Source organism: Acetobacterium bakii, assembly GCF_001263355.1.
Classification (GTDB): domain Bacteria; phylum Bacillota; class Clostridia; order Eubacteriales; family Eubacteriaceae; genus Acetobacterium; species Acetobacterium bakii.
In genome coordinates this window covers 50,500-65,196 of the sequence record NZ_LGYO01000004.1, presented here as the reverse complement: position 1 = coordinate 65,196, position 14,697 = coordinate 50,500, and the positions used below count along the sequence as shown (strand labels likewise).

General features: G+C 41.3%; 14 protein-coding genes and 2 riboswitches. Of the genes, 12 read left to right on the top strand and 2 right to left on the bottom strand.

Annotated features, from left to right (window positions below; translation table 11 throughout):
• The first annotated feature begins 274 nt into the window (after window positions 1-274).
• The 4 genes from AKG39_RS01385 to rffA all read left to right on the top strand — a co-directional run bounded on the left by AKG39_RS01385 (window position 275) and on the right by rffA (window position 4,220).
• Window positions 275-1,060 (top strand): ABC transporter permease, encoded by a 786-nt coding sequence (locus AKG39_RS01385; RefSeq protein ID WP_050738568.1) that lies wholly within the window; start codon window positions 275-277, stop codon window positions 1,058-1,060.
• A gap of 10 nt (window positions 1,061-1,070) precedes the next feature.
• On the top strand, window positions 1,071-2,105 hold the full coding sequence (locus AKG39_RS01380; RefSeq protein ID WP_050738567.1) for a taurine ABC transporter substrate-binding protein: 1,035 nt from the start codon (window positions 1,071-1,073) through the stop codon (window positions 2,103-2,105).
• Between the two features lie 10 nt (window positions 2,106-2,115).
• Complete coding sequence (locus AKG39_RS01375) at window positions 2,116-2,901, top strand: ABC transporter ATP-binding protein (RefSeq protein ID WP_050738566.1); 786 nt, start codon at window positions 2,116-2,118, stop codon at window positions 2,899-2,901.
• Window positions 2,902-3,077: 176 nt separating this feature from the next.
• Window positions 3,078-4,220: a dTDP-4-amino-4,6-dideoxygalactose transaminase gene (rffA, locus tag AKG39_RS01370; RefSeq protein WP_050738565.1), complete on the top strand. Its 1,143-nt coding sequence runs from the start codon at window positions 3,078-3,080 to the stop codon at window positions 4,218-4,220.
• A 102-nt stretch (window positions 4,221-4,322) separates the two neighbouring features.
• Here the strand turns inward: rffA and AKG39_RS01365 are convergent, their stop codons facing one another.
• Window positions 4,323-5,273 carry a helix-turn-helix transcriptional regulator gene (locus AKG39_RS01365; RefSeq protein ID WP_050738564.1) on the bottom strand — a complete coding sequence of 317 codons (951 nt, stop codon included), beginning with the start codon at window positions 5,271-5,273 and terminating at the stop codon, window positions 4,323-4,325.
• A 211-nt stretch (window positions 5,274-5,484) separates the two neighbouring features.
• On the opposite strand from AKG39_RS01365, the gene modB reads away from it, so the two are divergent.
• Window positions 5,485-6,168, top strand: coding sequence for a molybdate ABC transporter permease subunit (gene modB / locus AKG39_RS01360; RefSeq protein ID WP_050738627.1), 684 nt, complete (start codon window positions 5,485-5,487; stop codon window positions 6,166-6,168).
• 4 nt (window positions 6,169-6,172) lie between these two features.
• Complete coding sequence (locus AKG39_RS01355; RefSeq protein ID WP_050738563.1) at window positions 6,173-7,240, top strand: sulfate/molybdate ABC transporter ATP-binding protein; 1,068 nt, start codon at window positions 6,173-6,175, stop codon at window positions 7,238-7,240.
• Between the two features lie 132 nt (window positions 7,241-7,372).
• On the opposite strand, the gene AKG39_RS01350 is transcribed toward AKG39_RS01355, so the two are convergent.
• A complete protein-coding gene (locus AKG39_RS01350; protein WP_050738562.1) occupies window positions 7,373-8,440 on the bottom strand; it encodes an HD-GYP domain-containing protein in 1,068 nt (355 codons plus the stop codon).
• A gap of 237 nt (window positions 8,441-8,677) precedes the next feature.
• Window positions 8,678-8,786: riboswitch (TPP riboswitch) on the top strand.
• Between the two features lie 162 nt (window positions 8,787-8,948).
• Here AKG39_RS01350 and thiM point away from each other — a divergent pair.
• The 6 genes from thiM to AKG39_RS01320 all read left to right on the top strand — a co-directional run bounded on the left by thiM (window position 8,949) and on the right by AKG39_RS01320 (window position 14,676).
• Window positions 8,949-9,773, top strand: coding sequence for a hydroxyethylthiazole kinase (gene thiM, locus AKG39_RS01345; protein ID WP_050738561.1), 825 nt, complete (start codon window positions 8,949-8,951; stop codon window positions 9,771-9,773).
• Window positions 9,751-10,401, top strand: coding sequence for a thiamine phosphate synthase (thiE, locus tag AKG39_RS01340; RefSeq protein WP_341406785.1), 651 nt, complete (start codon window positions 9,751-9,753; stop codon window positions 10,399-10,401). The genes thiM and thiE overlap by 23 nt, the downstream gene beginning before the upstream one ends.
• Window positions 10,398-11,048 (top strand): HAD family hydrolase, encoded by a 651-nt coding sequence (locus tag AKG39_RS01335; protein WP_050738559.1) that lies wholly within the window; start codon window positions 10,398-10,400, stop codon window positions 11,046-11,048. The genes thiE and AKG39_RS01335 overlap by 4 nt, the downstream gene beginning before the upstream one ends.
• Window positions 11,045-11,827: a bifunctional hydroxymethylpyrimidine kinase/phosphomethylpyrimidine kinase gene (gene thiD / locus AKG39_RS01330; RefSeq protein ID WP_050738558.1), complete on the top strand. Its 783-nt coding sequence runs from the start codon at window positions 11,045-11,047 to the stop codon at window positions 11,825-11,827. Before AKG39_RS01335 ends, thiD begins: the two co-directional genes overlap by 4 nt.
• 182 nt (window positions 11,828-12,009) lie before the next feature.
• Window positions 12,010-13,053 carry a selenide, water dikinase SelD gene (gene selD / locus AKG39_RS01325; protein ID WP_083439358.1) on the top strand — a complete coding sequence of 348 codons (1,044 nt, stop codon included), beginning with the start codon at window positions 12,010-12,012 and terminating at the stop codon, window positions 13,051-13,053.
• A gap of 143 nt (window positions 13,054-13,196) precedes the next feature.
• Window positions 13,197-13,327: riboswitch (molybdenum cofactor riboswitch) on the top strand.
• 140 nt (window positions 13,328-13,467) lie between these two features.
• Window positions 13,468-14,676: a molybdopterin molybdotransferase MoeA gene (locus AKG39_RS01320; RefSeq protein WP_050738557.1), complete on the top strand. Its 1,209-nt coding sequence runs from the start codon at window positions 13,468-13,470 to the stop codon at window positions 14,674-14,676.
• The last annotated feature ends 21 nt before the right edge of the window (window positions 14,677-14,697 follow it).

Here is a 14,697-nt window from a genome sequence, read left to right as displayed (position 1 = left end):
TGGTTGTTTTGAAAAGAAATTTTGGGGTGCAGATAAGCAAACAACGATTCATCTGTTTTATAACTGATGCGATTGTTATTATCTGTATCCTATTTTTTTAACCTGGGATTACTTCATTGCTGTTGGCAATTGGTGCATTCGTATTTTCGCTTTTTAATAATGATTGAATGATTATAAAGCTGATTCGGATGTTTTGAGGATTCTTGAATATATCTGATATCAATTTGATTGAAGACTGGTCTCCCCCGTGATAAGATAGAGTAAAGGAGATTGCATGCAAAATAAGAAGAAAAATAGTTCAACTAATAGATTATTGACTATCGGCACCTGGCTGGCAATTCTCATTGTCTGGTTTACGATAACGAAGCTTGGTCTTGTCTCGCCTTTGGTCGTCCCTTCTCCGGGAGCAGTTTTTCAAACCTTCTTGAGTATTTTAGAAAATGGCTATAACGGCAGAAGTTTATGGGCACATTTAGGGATCAGCTTTTACCGATTGTTTGTGGCTTCTTTATTGGCAATTGTGACAGCCATTCCGCTTGGCCTTTTAAGTGGGTATTTTGAAAAAGTAAGGGCTATTGTGGATTCCATCGTTCAATTTTACCGGCCATTGCCGCCACTTGCTTATTATGTGGTATTGATTCTTTGGCTTGGCATTGATGAATCATCCAAGATTACCCTGCTTTACCTGGCCGCATTTGCGCCTATTTATGTGGCCTGCGTGTCGGCGGTTACCAACATCAATCAGGACTATATTTTGAGCGCAAAATCACTGGGTGCAAATGAACGAGATGTGTTTTTTAATGTCGTTTTTCCTGCCAGCCTTCCCGATATTTTCACCAGCATCCGAACTGCCATCGGTATGGCTTATACCACTCTGGTTTCGGCCGAGATGGTGGCAGCAAGTTCCGGAATCGGTTGGATGGTCATTGATGCGTCACGTTATTTAAAAAGCAGTGTTATTTTTGTGGGTATTATTATTATGGGGATTACAGGGGTACTCATTGATTTAGGTCTGAGAGCTCTGGAAAATAAGATTGTATACTGGAAGGGATATCAATAGGTGAAAAATCATGAAAAAATTGACAGCTAAAATTGTGCTGATCCTGGTCATTGCCGTACTGTCAGTGGCGCTGATGGGGTGTGAAAATGGTGGGACAGAGGGTGAGTTGCCTAAAGAAGTGAATATCGGCTATTTGCGGGTGCCTAATGATGAAATGGTGGCAAAGACCATGGGAATCTACGATCAGTACTTTACGGATCAGGGGATCACCTGTAATTTTATTATATTCGATTCTGGCGTGGATGCCAACAAGGCTTTGGCCTCGGGTAGTATTGATTTCGCAACAATGGGCAATACCAATGGGATTATCGCTTTATCAAGTGGGTTGGATGTGGAGCTTATCTGGATTCATGAGGTATTGGGTAAGATCGAAGGACTGGCGGTGAAAAATGGCTCAAACATTAACAGTGCTGAGAATCTCAAAGGACAGAAAATCGCCACCCCTTTTGCAAGTACTGCTCATTATAGTCTGCTGAATTATTTAAAAGAAGCGGGCATTGAAAATGATGTCGAACTTCTGGACATGCAAACCCAGGATATTGTAGCAGCCTGGGAAAGAGGCGATATTCAAGCTGCCTATTCCTGGCAACCAACCCTGGGAGAACTGTTGAAAAACGGGTCCATGCTTGTCAGCAGTGAGGAAATGGCTGAAAAGGGATATGTAACGGCGAATGTTTGTCTGGTTCGCAAAGAATTTTCAGGCAAGTATCCCGAACTGGTGGCCAATTTTATAAAATGTTTAAGTGAAGGCGGGGATACTTACCGCCGTGATGGACAGCAAAGTGCAGCGGCCGTAGCAAAAGAATTGGAAATTACCCCGGAGGAAGCCTTATTGCAAATGGAAGGTTCCCTCTGGTTAACGCCACAAGAGGCCCTGGGTGCTGACTATATGGGAACAACGGATACACCGGGCCATTTTTCCAAAATCATGAAAGATACTGCAGATTTTCTGCAAACCCAGCACTCCATCGAGATTTCTCCATCTCAGGAAGCTTTCGATGCATTTATTAATCCGATATACATTGAAATGTCGCTGGAGAATTGAGAGAAAACGAATGAAAGATAAAAATTTAGGTGATATCATAATCGAAATCAAAAAGCTGGGAGTCGACTATACCGGCAGCAACGAGCCCGTTAAAGCAATTCATGATATCAATCTGACCATCCACAGAGGCGATTTCATCTGCGTTCTGGGTCCGTCGGGATGTGGAAAAAGCACGTTGCTGAAGGTTATTGCCGGATTTTTAAAACAAACGGAAGGTACCTTCCTGATGAATGGAAAAGAAGTGGTGGGGCCGGATTGGAACCGCGGCGTGGTTTTTCAGTCGGCCTCATTATACCCCTGGATGAGCGTTCGAAAAAATATCGAATTCGGACCAAAAATGAAAAGATTGCCAAAAAAGGACATTACAGAAATTGCCACGCATTATCTGGAACAGGTTAATCTGCTAAAATTTGAAGATCAGGTAATTTTCGAGTTGTCCGGCGGCATGAAACAACGGGTTGCCCTGGCACGTGTTCTGGCCAATGAGCCCGAGGTGATGCTGATGGATGAACCTTTAGGGGCTTTGGATGCACTGACACGGATTCAAATGCAGAAACTCATCCGGGATATCTGGAAAAAGAATCACAATACCATTTTTATGATCACCCACGATGTTGATGAAGCACTTTCTTTGGGTACTCGTGTTTTGGTAATGTCTAGCAGTCCGGGTACGATTATCAAGGAACTGAATTTAGATTTCATCGAAAATGCTGTTGATTCCCGAACCGGTCGTGTGCAGATTAACGAAGAATATCTTAAACTGAAAGAAGCAATTCTGGATTTGATTGATACCTGAATGATACCTGAAAAACAGACCTTTTAGTGGGATACCGGTATTTAGAATCGGTATCTTTCTTTTTATTTGTTAAAAACGGGCAAGGCTGTGACAAAGGCCTTTGTGGTTTCAACGGTAAAGCGATGTCGAAGAAATCTCGCAAAATTGGATAAAATTTTAAAAAGGATGTTAACACCATGATACCATTTAATAAATCCCCTCTTTTGGGAAAAGAACTGGATTATATGCATGAAGCCATTACAGCCAACCACATCAGTGGGGATGGGCCCTTTACAAAGGCCTGTACCGATTGGCTCATTGATCAGACAAAAGCCACAAAAGTTTTGCTGACGACCTCCTGTACGCATGCGTTGGAAATGGCGGCTAACCTATGTAAGATTAAACCGGGAGATGAGGTGATTATGCCATCCTTTACCTATGTCTCAACGGCCAATGCTTTTGTTTTACGGGGGGCTAAAATCGTCTTTGTGGATATTCGGCCGGATACCATGAATATGGATGAGAATTTAATCGAAGCGGCTATTACAGAAAAAACAAAGATCATCGTACCCGTTCATTATGCCGGGGTTAGCTGTGACATGGATAAAATCATGGCCATTGCCCGACAGTATAACTTGTTTGTCGTTGAAGATTCGGCTCAGGGAGTAATGGCAAAATACAAGGGTAAGGCATTGGGGAGTATTGGGGATTTAGGGTGCTACAGCTTTCATGAATCCAAAAATTATTCAATGGGTGAAGGCGGAGCCATTTTAATCAATCATAAAAACTTCGGTGAACGTGCTGAAATTATTCGGAATAATGGAACCAATCGAAATGACTTTTTAAGAGGTAAAGCGGACAAGTACACCTGGGTTGATGAGGGGTCCTCTTATTTACCCAGTGATATTAATGCCGCCTACCTGTTGGCACAGCTTGATGAAGCACAAAAAATCAACCAAAGGCGTCGGAACTTATGGTGTCAATATGGTGAGCTGTTAAAACCTCTGGCCGATGAAAAAATCATTGAGTTGCCATATGTTCCAGATGAATGTGAGCATAATGGACATTTATTTTATATCAAGCTTAAAGATATGATCGAACGGGATCAACTCATTCATTACCTTAAAGAAAATGAGATTTTCTCCGTCTTTCATTATATTCCATTGCATAGTTCCCCGGCGGGATTGCGATTTGGCAGATTTAATGGGAAGGATCGTTATACCACCAGAGAAAGCGAACGTTTATTGCGATTGCCCTTGTTTTATGATCTTTCTGAGGATGAATTGATGGCTGTGGTCGAGAAAATCTATGAATTCTCAGTCAAGTCTCATGGAATTTGAGAATAGTCAGAGAAGCAAAGGTGTTCGGACAATAATAAAAAACCGATTGGATATAAGCAATTATCCAGTCGGTCTTTTCAGGTTTTAAGATAGTTTATGCAATTAAATTTCGGCAATAATCTTACCCATTTCGCTGATATCATATCCTTCGATACCCTCAAATTCAAGTTTGAATTCTTCAGAATTCAGGATGGCTAAAATTGCCTGAACAGCGGGAGAATCAAAATCTTCTCGCTTAATCACCAAATCGTAACGTTCAGTTTGCAGCGGAATAAAGTCCACGCTTTTAACCTGTTTTGCAACCTTTTCCTGGCCCAGAGCAACATCAGCTCCACCTCGGCCAACCGTGCTGGCTACAGCAAAGTGGGACTGGCTCTCCCGATGATAACCATTAATGGTATTTCCGTTAATGCCCAGAAGCCGGAAATGTTCATCCAGCAGGATCCGGGATCCGGAACCTTTTTCCCGGTTAATCATGGTGATATCCGGTCGAATTAAATCACTCCAGGTTTTAATGCTTTTGGGATTCCCTTGTGCCACGTAAAAACCCTGAACGCGACAGGTCAGGTGAATGATTACGGTGGGAATGCCGGGGAGGAGCCGTCGTACAAAGGGAACATTGTATTCGCCGGTATCCCCATCCCATAGATGGGCTGTGGCAACCTGAACAGTACCGTGATACAAGGCGACCAGGCTGTTATAGCTGCCGATATAGGAGCGGAGTGCCCGAACACCCTGGGGGTGTTTTTCAATATGGCTGGATAATACGTCAAGCATTAAATCCTGTCCGCAAATGATGAAATCTTTACCAGTGGATTTGGGGTTTGGATGAAACGGGGGTTCCTCTGATTTGTCAATTTCATCCACGGGAATAGCAGGTTGGATACACTTAGAGCGGGCAATGTAAGCTTCCACATCACTGAGTGTAAAGCGTACCTTTCGGCCGACCTTATATGAATTTAATTCATCTCTCTTTATGAGTTCATAGACGGTGTTTTTAGCAATTTTAAGCATGTCTGCAACATCCTGGGCGGTTAAGGCGATATTATCCATTTGAAAACTCTCCAATACACAAATTATGAATATACAAATTATAACACGTTTCAATACGTTTGACAATTTTATATCCTGGTTTTTCTTGACATATACTGAATAAATAAATATAATAGATTGAAAAATGGCAGTTCATAACGTTTCATAACATTTAAAGCTCTGACAGAGTTATCAAATTAGCGCTGAAAATAATAAATAGGGAGTGATTAGTATCGATTTCGATTTCTCACCGGCATGGATTTCAATCAAGGTTACCTTAACATCCACCACAATCATCTTTTTTCTGGGTCTTGCCACAGCCTGGCTGATGACAAATTACAAGGGAAGATGGAAAGGCTTAATTGATGCCATTTTGACACTGCCCCTGGTTCTGCCGCCCACGGTTGCAGGTTTTGCTATTTTAATAATGATTGGTAAAAATGGACCCATTGGTCAATTTCTTGAAATATTTGGGGTTAACATCATTTTTTCATGGTATGCGGCGGTTATTGCCGGGATTGTGGTTGCCTTTCCACTGATGTATAAAACCACCATGGGGGCATTTGAACAAATTGACACGAATATCTTAAGTGCCGCCAGAACACTGGGGGCATCGGAATGGAAAGTCTTTTGGCGTGTGGCAGTTCCTGTCGCCTGGCCCGGAATCGCATCGGCAACGGCACTAACCTTTGCCAGATGTCTGGGAGAATTCGGAGCGACCTTAATGGTTGCCGGGAGCATTCCCGGAAAAACCGAAACCATTCCAATTGCCATTTATTTTGCCACCCAGGGTGGTAACATGGAGGTTGCCCTGATATGGGTATTGATTATTTTTGCCATTTCATTAACGGTTTTAGTATTTATGAACTATTGGAATAACTATAAAAAGAAAGAGCGATACGGTGCTGGAGAATAATCAAATGAATTTTTCAATCGAAATAAAAAAGAAACTTTATGAGTTTCAGCTTGATGCAAAGCTCCAGTCAAAAGAAGACATTATTGGGATTCTAGGGGCTTCGGGATCAGGAAAAAGCATGCTGCTGCGTTGTATTGCAGGTTTGGTTAAACCCGACGAAGGGACGATTATTATCAATGGAAAAACATTCTTTGATTCTGAAAAAAAAATCAATTTATCCATGCGCGAACGAAAAGTGGGGTTTTTATTCCAAAATTATGCTCTCTTTCCCAATATGACCATTGAAGAAAACATTGCCTTTGGCTTGGATAGTTTTTCTAAATCAGATAAAAAGAAAAAAGTGAATGAATTAATGGAAAAATATCATTTAGGTGACATTGAAAATCGTTATCCTGCTCAGATTTCCGGCGGACAGCAGCAGCGAGTTGCACTAGCCCGGGCAGTGGCGGTTGAACCGGATATCTTATTATTGGATGAGCCGTTTTCTGCTTTGGATGTGCATCTCAGAAACCATATGATCAGAGAAATGTCTGAGTCGTTGAAGCAGTATAAAGGAATCGCTCTTTTTGTAACCCATAACATGGAGGAAGCTTATCAGCTATGTGATCACATAGCAATTTTTAATAAGGGAAAAGTTGAAGCGTTCAATGAAAAGAAAAACGTATTTCAGCATCCGGTGTCAATGGAAGCTGCGAAAATTACCGGGTGTAAAAATCTCTCAAAAGCAGTAAGGCTATCGGAGAATGTTATGGCGATAGCGGATTGGGGTATTCAATTAAAAACAACCGTGGAAATAGAGTACGAAGTGGGTTTTGTTGGCGTAAGGGCCAATAATATCAGAATTGTTGAAAGCTGCACTGAAGAAAATTGTTTTAAAGTATGGCTGGCTGATGAAAATGAAGCCCCATTTCGGACATCATTATTTTTAAAAATAGGATCTGAGCCAGAAAACTCAGATGATTTTCAAATTCAATGTATCATAACCAGGGATCAACGCGTAAAAATCACAGATACAACAAAACCTTTTTTTATATACATAAATCCTGAGTATGTGTTTTTTGTTGAAAAATAAAAAAACACGCGAAATGTTATCAAATGCTTCGGACTGTAAACAAAGCAGAAAAGTGAAAACCGTCCTGGGGACAATGATTTATCATTGTCCCCAGGACGGTTTTTTGGTACCGCTATTTTATTAAATAAACATTCAAGCCACATCTGTGACGGTGATATTAAGAGTTGTATTATCCGCTAAATTTATTTCGTAAGGGGTTATCGTTTTATCCCCATCCTTGAATATCCGTATCTTTGGTCGCATACAATAGCTTTCATAGTTTTCGGTGACGATGCCGGTTAAACCGTTGCTGAGTTTAACACAAGTGCCAATGGGATAAGGTGCTATTTTTCTAATAAAAATGCTGACAAGATCCGGATCAAAAAGAGTGCAGGAAGAACCCATAATGTATTCGATGACTTCGGATGGCTTCACCGCCTTTCGGTAGGGACGATCTGAGGTCATTGCATCATAAACATCGGCAATTGAGATGATCCGCCCAAATAATGAGATATCACTGCCCATGATGTTATTGGGATAGCCACCGCCGCCGTATTTTTCGTGGTGGTCACGAATTCCTATTTTTGAAGATGTGCTGATACTAAAGCCCTTTTTAATATAGTTATAGCCAAGGGAAGAATGGGCTTTTAATTCCTCAAATTCATGATCGCTGAGCATGCCGCTTTTGTTGAGAATTTCTTTCTTTACAAATATTTTTCCAATATCATGAAGGATTGCGCCTAAACCCAAATTGCACAAATCTTCTTTATTAAAGCCAAGCGAAGTACCAAGAACGATGGATAAAACCGCAACATTAACTGAATGGAAATAAGTGTAATCATCAAAAACCTTTAAATCCACCATATTGATCATCATGTGCTGGTTTCCCAGAATTTCATCGACGATTTGTTCAATCTGTTTCTGCATGCTTATGAATTTCTGTTTTGCTCCGGAACTTTTGCTTTCAGAACAAATGAAAACATCTTTAACACTTTTGACGGTTTGAGCTCGAACGCGTTCGTCAATGATGTTTGCTATGATGAGATCTTTTGAAATGTCATCATCGACATAAATACCATTAAAATTCTGTTTTTGAATCCCTCGTATGTAATCCTCTGTTAAAACAGTGTTTTGAACAAGGACAAGTTCTCCGTTTTTCCCGAAAAGATTGTCTCCAAGGAGCATTCCTTCACGCAAGCAAAACGTTGGTACAAATCGCATAAAGTGTGATCCTCCCTTTCTGTTTCTTTCAGTTTGTATATTATTTAAGCCTTGAAAAAGGCAGAATTAGGCTAGAATTAATACAATAATTTCCGCTTAATTGTATAACTTCGACTACGGGATGTCAATAGAATTATTTTGGGAAATAGTGCTTAAAATCAATTGTTTTTATATTGAAATATGGAAAAGATGAACCATTTGACGGGATATACATAGTATGCTAGTATAAAGCAATAAGTAAATATTCAGGGGAGCTTGTGAGCAGGCTGAGAGGAAGTGATTAAGCTTCGACCCTTATAACCTGATTTGGATAATACCAGCGTAGGGACGAAACATTTAAATTGTGATAATTTAGTGGGAAGTGCCGGCTGGTATTTCCCACTATTTTTTTAAGAGAATAGCAAAGCGACTTAAGTAGGTATCGCATGATTAGGCCATTGACACATCTTTGGAAAGTGCTTCTCAGAGATGACCGTTATTAGTATTTTAGTAAATGGAGGAAAGACTTATGCTCAAAAAAACCTTTCAAGAAGTTAAAGAAAAAACACCATTGGTTCACTGCATTACCAACTATGTAACCGTTAATGATTGTGCCAACAGCTTACTGGCCTGCGGCGGTTCGCCAATTATGGCGGATGACATTGGTGAGGTTGAGGAAATTATATCAATTTGTAACAGTCTGTGTATTAACATTGGCACCCTTAATGAACGATCAATCCTGTCGATGCTGGCGGCCGGCAAAAGGGCCAATGAATTGTCCTACCCCGTCGTCCTTGACCCGGTTGGTGCCGGAGCTTCGACCTTACGGACTGCCACCGCCTTTAAGCTCATCAAGCAGGTGAAGTTTTCAGTCATTCGCGGTAATATTTCAGAGATTAAAACGGTTGCCCAGGGTGCTGGAACTACAAAAGGGGTGGATGCCGATGCCAGTGATGCAGTGACTGGAGAGAACCTTGAAGATACCATTGCCTTTGCCAAAAAGCTTAGCGAAAAGACGCAATCAGTCATTGCCATTACCGGAGCCATTGATATTGTGGCAGACAGTCACAAAGCTTATGTGATCAGTAATGGTAATGCCCTTATGTCTAAGGTATCGGGAACCGGATGTATGCTCTCAGCCATCATCGCGGCATTTTGCGGCGCAAATCCCACCGCGATTCTTGATGCCACCGCTGCCGCTGTTTGTTTTATGGGTCTATGTGGTGAACTTGCCTTTGATCGGCTGGCTTTAATGGGCGGGGGAACCTCAACCTATCGGACCCTCCTGATTGACTTTATGAGTCAGGTGAGCCCTGACATTCTGGAAGGAGGTGCGAAAATTGAAACTCGATAATACCTCACTGCTCTTGTATGCTGTGACCGATCGCATGTGGCTGGGCCGCAATTCGCTGACGGAGCAGACTGAGACGGCGATTAAGGCAGGCGTTACCTTTGTACAGCTTCGGGAAAAAAACCTTGATTTTGAAAGTTTTCTAAAACAGGCAAAAGAGATAAAAACCCTGACCGATGCATACCATATTCCTTTTGTCATTAACGACAACGTTGAAATTGCTCTGGCCTGCGGGGCCGATGGGGTTCATGTGGGACAAGAGGATATGGCAGCAGGAGATGTTCGCAAACGCATCGGTGATGATAAAATCATGGGAGTATCGGTTTGTACCCAGGCACAGGCAATTTTAGCAGAAAAAAACGGGGCGGATTATCTTGGGGTAGGCGCCATGTTTACCACCAGTACTAAGGCCGATGCCGATACCGTAACCTATGAAATTCTCAGGGAAATATGTGCTGGAGTCACCATTCCCGTGGTTGCCATTGGCGGCATTGATCAAAAAAATATTTTAACCCTAAGACGAAGTGGTATTGTGGGAGTTGCTGTTGTTTCGGCTATTTTCGCACAACCGGATATTGCAGCTGCAACCGCTGAATTACAACAGCTGGCAGTGATCATGGTGAACGCATGAAATTAAAAGGAGCAATTTTCGACTTTGACGGAACATTGCTTGACTCTATGAAAATCTGGCTCACCCTCGGTGAAAAATATATTGCATGGAAAGGCCTGCCCCCGGCTTCCAACTTATATGAGGAACTCAAGTCGCTGAGTCTTATGGAGGCCGCCCGATATTTTCAAAAGGAGTATGGTATCCAGAACAGTGAGGAAACCATTATCAGCGAGATTAATGCCCTGATTGAAGATGAATATCAAAACACTTTTTTGCTTAAGGATTCAGCCGAAGATTTTCTCAAAAAATTAAAAAATGCCAAGGTTAAGATGTGTATTGCTACCGCCATGGAAAGATCTTTGGTTGAGGCTACTTTAAGTCGATTAAAGATTGCTGATTATTTTTGTGGTGTCATAACCTGTGGGGAAATCGGCTTGGGGAAAGACAGCCCGGAAATTTTCTTTCAGTCATTGGAACTGCTGCATACCTCGAAAAATGATACCGTTGTGTTTGAGGATGCCCGCCATGCTGTTGAAACAGCGAAATCTGCGGGTTTTTTAGTGGCAGCGGTATATGATCAAAGTGCGGAAGAGGATAAAGAGAGAATAAAGGCTGTGGCGGATTGGTATCTTAATTCCTTTGATGAATGGGAGATGGAAGAATTATGAAAAAAATTCTGACAATTGCAGGTTCGGATTGCAGCGGCGGAGCAGGTATCCAGGCGGATATCAAAACCATCACCGCCCATAAAATGTATGCGATGAGCGCAATCACTGCCCTGACCGCTCAAAATACCATCGGGGTTTATGGTGTCCAGGAGGTAACGCCGGAGTTTGTCGCCCTTCAGCTGGATTGTATTTTTACTGATATCCGCCCGGATGCGGTGAAAATCGGGATGGTATCCAATGTGGAGATCATCAAAACCATTGCCAATAAATTACTGGAATATAAGGCGAAAAATATCGTCTTCGACCCGGTGATGGTTGCCACCAGCGGAAGTAAGCTCCTCAGTGACAATGCCGTCAATGCTTTGGTCCAAAGACTGCTACCCGTTGCAGACATCATTACCCCGAATATTTCTGAAGCACAAAGCCTGTGGGGTTACCCGGTTGAGTCACAAAAAGATATGCTGGACGCGGCCATTTATCTTTCGATAATGACCGGCAAAGGTGTACTGATTAAAGGGGGACATCTCACCGAATGTGCAGATGATTTGTTCTTTATTAATGGTCAGGCACACTGGTTTACCGCGCCTAGAATTGATAATCCCAATACCCACGGAACCGGATGCACCCTTTCCTCAGCCATTGCCTGCAACCTTGCTTTGGGATGTACCATGGAAGAAAGTATTAAAAATGCCAAGGCCTACATCACCGGAGCCCTCATGGACGGACTTGACTTGGGAAAAGGCAGCGGGCCTCTTAACCACATCTATAAAATTATATAATCAAATTATTTGACCTTTTTATGAGGTGCTTTCGGTTGCAGGCGCATAAATAATGAGGTACAATGACGTTAATTTAAGAAATTTCGAGATTGAATTTTTGCCATAATATCAAATATTCTTCTTTGGGAATTGCGTAAATAAGCAATGTAGAGTTATTTTAACAAAAATGAAGGAGATCGCTTATGAGTACAGATAGAGGTCGAACGTTAACACAAATGGTTCGTAATGGTGGTTGTGCGGCAAAACTTGGACCAGGTGTTCTTTCGGATGTGCTTAAGAATCTCGCGCCAATTAAAGATGAAAAACTGCTCATCGGACTTGAAAATTCGGATGATGCAGCAGCATATGCCATTAATGATGATCAAATTCTGCTTCAAACCCTTGATTTTTTTACGCCGGTGGTGGATGATCCGTATACTTTTGGGCAAATTGCAGCAGCCAACTCATTAAGTGATATTTATGCAATGGGAGGAAAACCTTTAATTGCATTGAATATTGTTTGTTTTCCAGTTTGTGAAGATTCGAAAATTTTAGGGGAAATTCTCAAAGGTGGAATGGATAAAATTGCTGAAGCAGAAGCCTTGTTGGTAGGGGGACACACCATTGATGATATGGAGCCCAAATATGGCCTTTCTGTAACAGGAACAGTGGAACCGGGAAAACTTCGGGGTAATTGCCATGCAAAACAAGGTGACATACTGATTTTAACTAAGCCGATAGGACTTGGTATTATTAACTTAACAGTTCGGGCTGGGATGGCATCTGAGGATTCAAGTAAAGCAGCAATTGAAACTATGAGAACTCTTAATAAAAAAGCTTGTGAAATCATGGGGAATTATGATGTTCATGGATGCACGGATATTACTGGCTTTGGTCTCGGCGGCCATGCAATGGAAATGGCAAAAGCAAGTAATGTTTCCATCCATTTGGATTACCATAATCTACCGATATTGGATGAAGCGGAAAGCTTTGCAGATATGGGATTTGTTCCAACAGGAACATATCACAATCGAGCCCATTGTAACGGAAATTATTTTTCAGAATTATCGGCATTAAGCGAAGACATTATTTTTGATCCGCAAACTTCAGGAGGTTTATTGATTTCGGTAAGTAAGAAGACCGGAGAAAATTTGTTTAAAGAATTAAGCGAGAATCTTGGAATTCATGTGAAAATTATTGGAAGAATAGAACAAAAAGAAGAATTCTTTTTGTATTTAGATGAATAAACAGGATAAAGTTAAGTTTCTTGCCATTGGAGTTCTGAAAAATTATTTCTAAAAAAGGAAAATAAAAAGCTGTATAATAAATAAACAATGCGAATTGAATAGTGTTGACACGATAGAATACTGTTGATATAATCGGTTACAATATTTAGAACAAACTCCGAGCAAAAGTATCTAAGGAATTTTTATGATATTGCGCTAAAGCATTTATGCTTTCGGGTTATACGGGAAACGGTATAGCCTTCTGTTTTTGAAAAGGAGCATTAATTTCACAAGCGTGTGAACTTGCGTGTTAAGTATGGTTTTTTTGCTATGCCTTGCCTTCTTTTCTATTGAAATGTTGGCGAGGTATATTTTTTGTTTATTTTTCAATGAGTTTCTACTAAATGATAATAAAGACGAAGAGAGAGTGTGAACATGTTAAAAGGGATTGAATTAACTCAAGCGATAGACATATTGCTTGAAAATGTACAACAGGTAGAAACTACTGAAATAAAAGGTATCTTAGAAGCATTGTCAAGAATTGCAGCCCAGGATGTAGTTGCCCCCCTCGATAATCCACCATTTGATCGATCGCCAGTGGATGGGTATGCGCTCATTGCCGAGGATTCAACAGGAGCAAGCCTGGAAAAACCGGTTAAATTGAAGGTTGTCGGCAAGCTTTTTGCCGGGGACTATTCGGATATTCGCTTGAAATCAAACCAGGCAATTCGGATTATGACCGGGGCCATGATTCCTCAGGGAGCAAACTGTGTGATCCGGCAGGAATCTACCAATTACGGGGAAGATATCGTTGAAATTTATGAGCCATTAAAAACGTTTCAAAACTATTGTTATACTGGTGAAGATTTCAAAAGAGGCAATCGGTTAATCTCAAAAGGAGAAAAATTAAACTTTGTTCACCTTGCACTTTTAGCAAGTATGGGTTACACCACCATCAATGTGTATACTCAGCCAAAAGTAGCCCTGCTTGTCACTGGAGATGAATTGGCTATTCCTGGCAGTGATTTAGGCCCTGGAAAGATTTATAACAGCAATCTGTTTTTAATTGCGGCACGTCTCAAGGAACTTTCAATCATGCCGGTATATTTACAGCAAAGTGGCGATGATGTTGATATTGTTATTCAGAAGCTTAAGCAGGCAGTATCGGTGGCGGATTTGGTGATAACAACCGGGGGAGTATCGGTTGGGGAAAAAGATATTTTTCATCAAGTATTACCAAAGATGGGTGCAGATCAAAAATTTTGGAAGGTTAAACTAAAACCGGGGACTCCGGCTATTTTTTCAACCTATAAAAATATACCCATACTCAGTTTATCCGGCAATCCGTTTGCGGCACTGGCTACCTTTGAACTTTTGGCACGTCCCGTTCTAGGAAAAATGGCAAGGGATGCATCACTGCTTACAACAACGACTACAGCAACTATGGAAACAGATTTTTCGAAAAGAAGTAAAGGGAAACGATTTGTCCGGGCAGTATATCAAAACGGTAAAGTGAAATTGCCGGAGAGCGGCCATGCGTCAGGAATGGTTGCATCCATGAAAGACTGCAATTGTTTAGTCGAAATTGAAGCGGGAAACAATGGAACTAAAAAAGGCGAAATGGTTAAGGTCATTGTTTTATAAATGCTCTTAAGTTTATGCCAA

What these genes read in the sequence shown, in the direction of transcription:
- selD (WP_083439358.1), top strand. Translation starts at nt 12,010, where the DNA reads ATGAGTACAGATAGAGGTCGAACGTTAACACAAATGGTTCGTAATGGT.
- rffA (WP_050738565.1), top strand. Translation starts at nt 3,078, where the DNA reads ATGATACCATTTAATAAATCCCCTCTTTTGGGAAAAGAACTGGATTAT.
- AKG39_RS01385 (WP_050738568.1), top strand. Translation starts at nt 275, where the DNA reads ATGCAAAATAAGAAGAAAAATAGTTCAACTAATAGATTATTGACTATC.
- AKG39_RS01350 (WP_050738562.1), bottom strand. Translation starts at nt 8,440, where the DNA reads ATGCGATTTGTACCAACGTTTTGCTTGCGTGAAGGAATGCTCCTTGGA.
- AKG39_RS01380 (WP_050738567.1), top strand. Translation starts at nt 1,071, where the DNA reads ATGAAAAAATTGACAGCTAAAATTGTGCTGATCCTGGTCATTGCCGTA.
- AKG39_RS01365 (WP_050738564.1), bottom strand. Translation starts at nt 5,273, where the DNA reads ATGGATAATATCGCCTTAACCGCCCAGGATGTTGCAGACATGCTTAAA.
- thiD (WP_050738558.1), top strand. Translation starts at nt 11,045, where the DNA reads ATGAAAAAAATTCTGACAATTGCAGGTTCGGATTGCAGCGGCGGAGCA.
- AKG39_RS01335 (WP_050738559.1), top strand. Translation starts at nt 10,398, where the DNA reads ATGAAATTAAAAGGAGCAATTTTCGACTTTGACGGAACATTGCTTGAC.
- thiM (WP_050738561.1), top strand. Translation starts at nt 8,949, where the DNA reads ATGCTCAAAAAAACCTTTCAAGAAGTTAAAGAAAAAACACCATTGGTT.
- AKG39_RS01375 (WP_050738566.1), top strand. Translation starts at nt 2,116, where the DNA reads ATGAAAGATAAAAATTTAGGTGATATCATAATCGAAATCAAAAAGCTG.
- AKG39_RS01355 (WP_050738563.1), top strand. Translation starts at nt 6,173, where the DNA reads ATGAATTTTTCAATCGAAATAAAAAAGAAACTTTATGAGTTTCAGCTT.
- AKG39_RS01320 (WP_050738557.1), top strand. Translation starts at nt 13,468, where the DNA reads ATGTTAAAAGGGATTGAATTAACTCAAGCGATAGACATATTGCTTGAA.